Annotated in this window: 2 protein-coding genes and 1 pseudogene; 1 reads left to right on the top strand and 2 read right to left on the bottom strand. The window is 51.4% G+C overall.

Going from position 1 to position 4255, the window contains the following annotated elements:
* Positions 1-149: 149 nt before the first annotated feature.
* Entirely contained in the window at positions 150-1151 is a 1002-nt protein-coding gene (locus HMPREF2955_RS11375; protein WP_009231266.1) for a malate dehydrogenase, read from the bottom strand.
* A 309-nt stretch (positions 1152-1460) separates the two neighbouring features.
* Between HMPREF2955_RS11375 and HMPREF2955_RS11370 the strand changes: the two genes are divergently transcribed.
* The gene (locus HMPREF2955_RS11370; RefSeq protein ID WP_070723593.1) at positions 1461-3257 is read left to right on the top strand and encodes an aminopeptidase P family protein; all 1797 of its coding nucleotides are present in this window, start codon (positions 1461-1463) and stop codon (positions 3255-3257) included.
* A gap of 144 nt (positions 3258-3401) precedes the next feature.
* On the opposite strand, the pseudogene HMPREF2955_RS11365 reads toward HMPREF2955_RS11370, so the two are convergent.
* A pseudogene (locus tag HMPREF2955_RS11365) lies at positions 3402-3895 on the bottom strand (gamma carbonic anhydrase family protein).
* Between the last annotated feature and the right edge of the window lie 360 nt (positions 3896-4255).

The raw sequence follows: 4255 nt of genomic DNA, 5'->3' as shown, positions 1-4255 counted from the left end.
TTCACCCTTTCACCCTTTCACCTTTTCACCCTTTAACCCTTTCACCTTTTCACCCTTTCACCTTTTAGGATGTGTCCAAACAAAAAACATCCCCCAAGCGCACTTGTGGTGCGTTGGGGGATGCGTGTTTTTGGCTTTTCAGCCCTAACTTACTTCAAGTTGGGGTTGATTTCGCCCCACTTCTCTACGGGAGGAAGTACGCCAAGGGCGATAACCTCTTCGCGCATCTTCACCAAGTGGTCGTAGCTCTTCTTCAATTCGGCCATTTCCTCGGGCGTGCCAACAACCTCTTCGTAGGCAGAACCCTTCTCGGTGATGCTCACTTCCATAGCCATCATGATGTGGTCGATGCCGGCGAACGACACGTAGCGACCTGCGGGCCATGCAAATTCTTCGCCTCCCATAGCGGCCTCAATCATCTTAACCGATACGTAAGCGGGGCTTTGGAACGAGCTGCGGCCACGAAGTTTGATGATGTTCGAACCACCTTGAACCGTCTTCTGCTTGATTTCGGCCCATTTTTCGGCGCTGAGTTTCGGCGTACCGATAAGGTCGAGCAGCGGCGTGCCTTGCACTTTGGCTGTAGATGCAAACACAGCCATCGCCTCGCCGTGGCCTCCGTAGGTGCGGCAACCCGTAACTTCGCTCTGTGGAACACCGAAGTGCTTAGCCAATTCGCTTTGCAAACGGATGGAGTCGAGGGCTGCAAGCGTTGATACTTGTGATGGTTTCAAGCCCGACCAGATGAGCGTTACCAAGCCCGTGATGTCTGCGGGGTTGAAGATAATAACCACATGCTTTACGTCGGGACAGTAAGCCTTGATGTCTTTACCCAGCTGTTCGGCCACGGTGGCGTTGCCTTTGAGCAGGTCTTCGCGGGTCATGCCCTCTTTACGGGGAGCTCCACCCGACGAGATGATGTACTTGGCACCTTTTAAAGCCTCCTTAACATCGGTGGTGTAGGTGAAGTTCACATCCTCGAAACCGCAGTGGCGCATTTCTTCGGTAACACCTGCCAATCCTGGTTCGTACACATCGTACAGGCAAATGTTGGGGGTTAGGCCAAGCATGGCGGCTGTTTGGGCCATGTTGGAACCAATCATGCCGGCTGCACCGACAATAACTAGTTTCTCATCTGTTAGAAATTCCATAATTATATTTGATTTTTGATTAAAGTAACTCCGTTACATTGTTAGGGCAAAGGTAGCAAAAAAAATGGTAAGGCAGGCATCTTATGCGGCCTTTAATTTGTTATAATTTTAAAACGTACGTGCTTTTTGTTACTTATGGCTGACAAAAGTGGTGGCGGAGGCCGTGTTTTTCATTTTTATTTCATAACTTAGCACCGAGCCAACTACATACGGGCACACTTCCCGCGACATGCTCCTCGACGGAACACGACGTACTAACGGGGGCGAAACACAACTAACATAACATGACAGAAACCAAAAGCACTAGATATGAAAACAATCGAACAACGACTTGACGCCTTGCGCCAACTGATGCGCAGAGAACATTTGGCGGCCTTTATCTTTCCCAGTACCGACCCGCATTCGGGCGAATATGTACCCGAACATTGGAAAGGTCGCGAATGGATTTCGGGGTTCAACGGCTCGGCCGGCACGGCAGTGGTGACGCTCGACGATGCCGCCGTGTGGACCGACTCGCGCTACTTCATCGCCGCCGAAGAGCAATTACAAGGCACAGAGTTTAAACTGATGAAGGACGGACTGCCCCAAACGCCATCGATAGCCGAGTGGTTGGCCGACAAGTTGAGCCATACCGACAACACCGAGGTGGCACTAGACGGCATGGTTAACACCCTAAGCGAGGTGAATGCGCTAAAAGCAGAGTTGAGAAAACTTGGCGGACTGACGTTGAGAACCAACCTCGACCCGCTGAAAACGATATGGACCGACCGCCCAGAGATACCCACCAACAGCGTTGAATTGCAGCCTTTGGAACTGGCTGGCGAAGAAACACGCCATAAGATAGACCGCATACGGAAGGCGTTGCGCAGCGTACATGCCGACGGAACATTGGTTAGCACGCTCGACGATGTGGCTTGGACGCTTAACCTTCGCGGCTCTGACGTGCAGTGCAACCCCGTGTTCGTGGCCTATTTGCTTATCGAGCAAAACCGTTCTACCTTATATATTAATAAGGAGAAGTTGGGAGAAGAGGTGAAAGCGTATCTTAAATCGCAGCAGATTGAGGCGGCCGAATACGCCGATGTGGATAAGGGACTTGCCCGTTATGCCGAATACAACATCCTGCTAGACCCCAACACAACCAACTATACGCTTGCGCAAAAGGTTACTTGCCAAGAGGTTATAACGATGCCCTCGCCTGTCCCTGCCCTGAAAGCGGTGAAAAACGATGCCGAGATACGTGGTTTTCGCAACGCGATGCTAAAAGACGGCATCGCTATGGTGAAGTTCTTGAAGTGGTTGAAACCTGCCGTGGAGGGCGGAACAGAAACGGAAATGAGTCTGGATGAGAAACTAACGTCGTTCAGGGCCGAACAACCGCTGTTCCGCGGAAAGTCGTTCGAGACCATCGTTGGCTACGAATCGCACGGAGCCATTGTGCATTACGAGGCCACACCCGAAACAGATGTTCCCGTAAAGCCACGCGGATTGGTGCTGATTGACAGTGGCGCGCAATATCAAGATGGTACTACCGACATCACCCGTACCATCGCTTTGGGCGAGACAACGCCCGAACAACGCACGGCCTACACGCTGGTGTTGAAGGGATTTATCAACTTTGCGATGCTGAAATTCCCCGATGGCGCAACGGGCACGCAGCTAGATGCCACGGCACGTTTACCGCTTTGGCGCGAGGGCATGAACTATTTGCATGGCACGGGGCACGGCGTTGGGGCTTATCTCAACGTACACGAGGGGCCACAACAGGTTAGAATGCAATGGCGGCCTGCGCCTTTCCACGCCGGAATGACCATCACCGACGAGCCAGGACTGTATATCGAGGGCGAATATGGCATCAGGATAGAGAACACCTTGCTCACTATTCCCTATCGTTCAACGGCCTTTGGCGAGTTCTTGCAGTTCACTTCGCTAACGCTTTGCCCTATCGACACCGCGCCGATTGTGCTTTCCATGCTCTCGGCAGAAGAGATTACGTGGCTCAACGACTACCATCGCATGGTGTACACCACACTTGCTCCACATCTAGACCGCGAACATCTGGTGTGGTTGAAAGAGGCTACAAAGCCGTTAGAGTTGGGAAGATAAAAGGTAATTGGCTTGACTTTACAAAATTAAACTAGCTTATCTAGGCAGCCAAGACATAGCGGCTTACCTAGATAAGCTAGTAACACCAGTGACCTTAAAGACACCATGAAAGCCAGAAGGGCTGGCTAATCAACGGCATGAACCTTAATACCACTTCTTTATCTCCATATAATGCTGGGCGAACTCTTCGGCTTGGCCGGGCGCGGTGCGCTTAACCAGCTTGGCTGGAACGCCTGCCCACAGCTCGTTTGCACCAATCTTCGTGCCTTGCAGCACCACGGCACCGGCCGCAACCACTGCTCCTTCGCCCACTTCGGCGGCATCTAGCACCGTTGCGCCCATGCCAATAAGGCAGCCGCGACGAAGGATGCAGCCGTGAACGGTGGCGTTGTGCCCCACCGACACGTCGTCTTCTATCACTACGGGCGTGCCATGCGACTGGTGTACGCGCATGCTCCGTCTTGGATGTTCACGCGATTGCCGATGCGTATTCCGTCTACATCGGCACGGAGAACGGCACAGAACCACACCGAACAGTCGTCGCCCATAGTGACGTCGCCTACAATAGTGGCGTTCTCAGAGAAATAACAATTGTTGCCCCATTGGGGACCTTTACCGTTTACTTGCTTGGTAAGCATGATATTGAGTTTGTGAGTTAAATGAGGAGTTAGGGAGTTAGGGAGTTAAGGAGTTAAGCCAAATGCTTTGTTGCACAGAGGATAACTATCTTGGGGAGTTAAGGAGTTAGGGAGGATATTTGGGGAGTTAAGGAGTTAGGGAGTTAAGCCAAATGCTTTGTTGCACAAGGGATAACTATCTTGGGGAGTTAAGGAGTTAGGGAGGATATTTGGGGAGTTAAGGAGTTAAGGAGTTAGGGAGTTAAGCCATTGCTTTATGTATAGAGCTAAAAACCATCTTGTTGGTAGGTCGCAGCCTTAGTTGTTTCGAGTCTTGTAGTTTAACCAAGCTATTGGCTTAACTCCTTAACTCCTTAACTC

The organism is Prevotella sp. HMSC073D09, assembly GCF_001814145.1.
Classification (GTDB): domain Bacteria; phylum Bacteroidota; class Bacteroidia; order Bacteroidales; family Bacteroidaceae; genus Prevotella; species Prevotella conceptionensis.
This window is presented reverse-complemented; position numbering and strand designations above follow the sequence as displayed.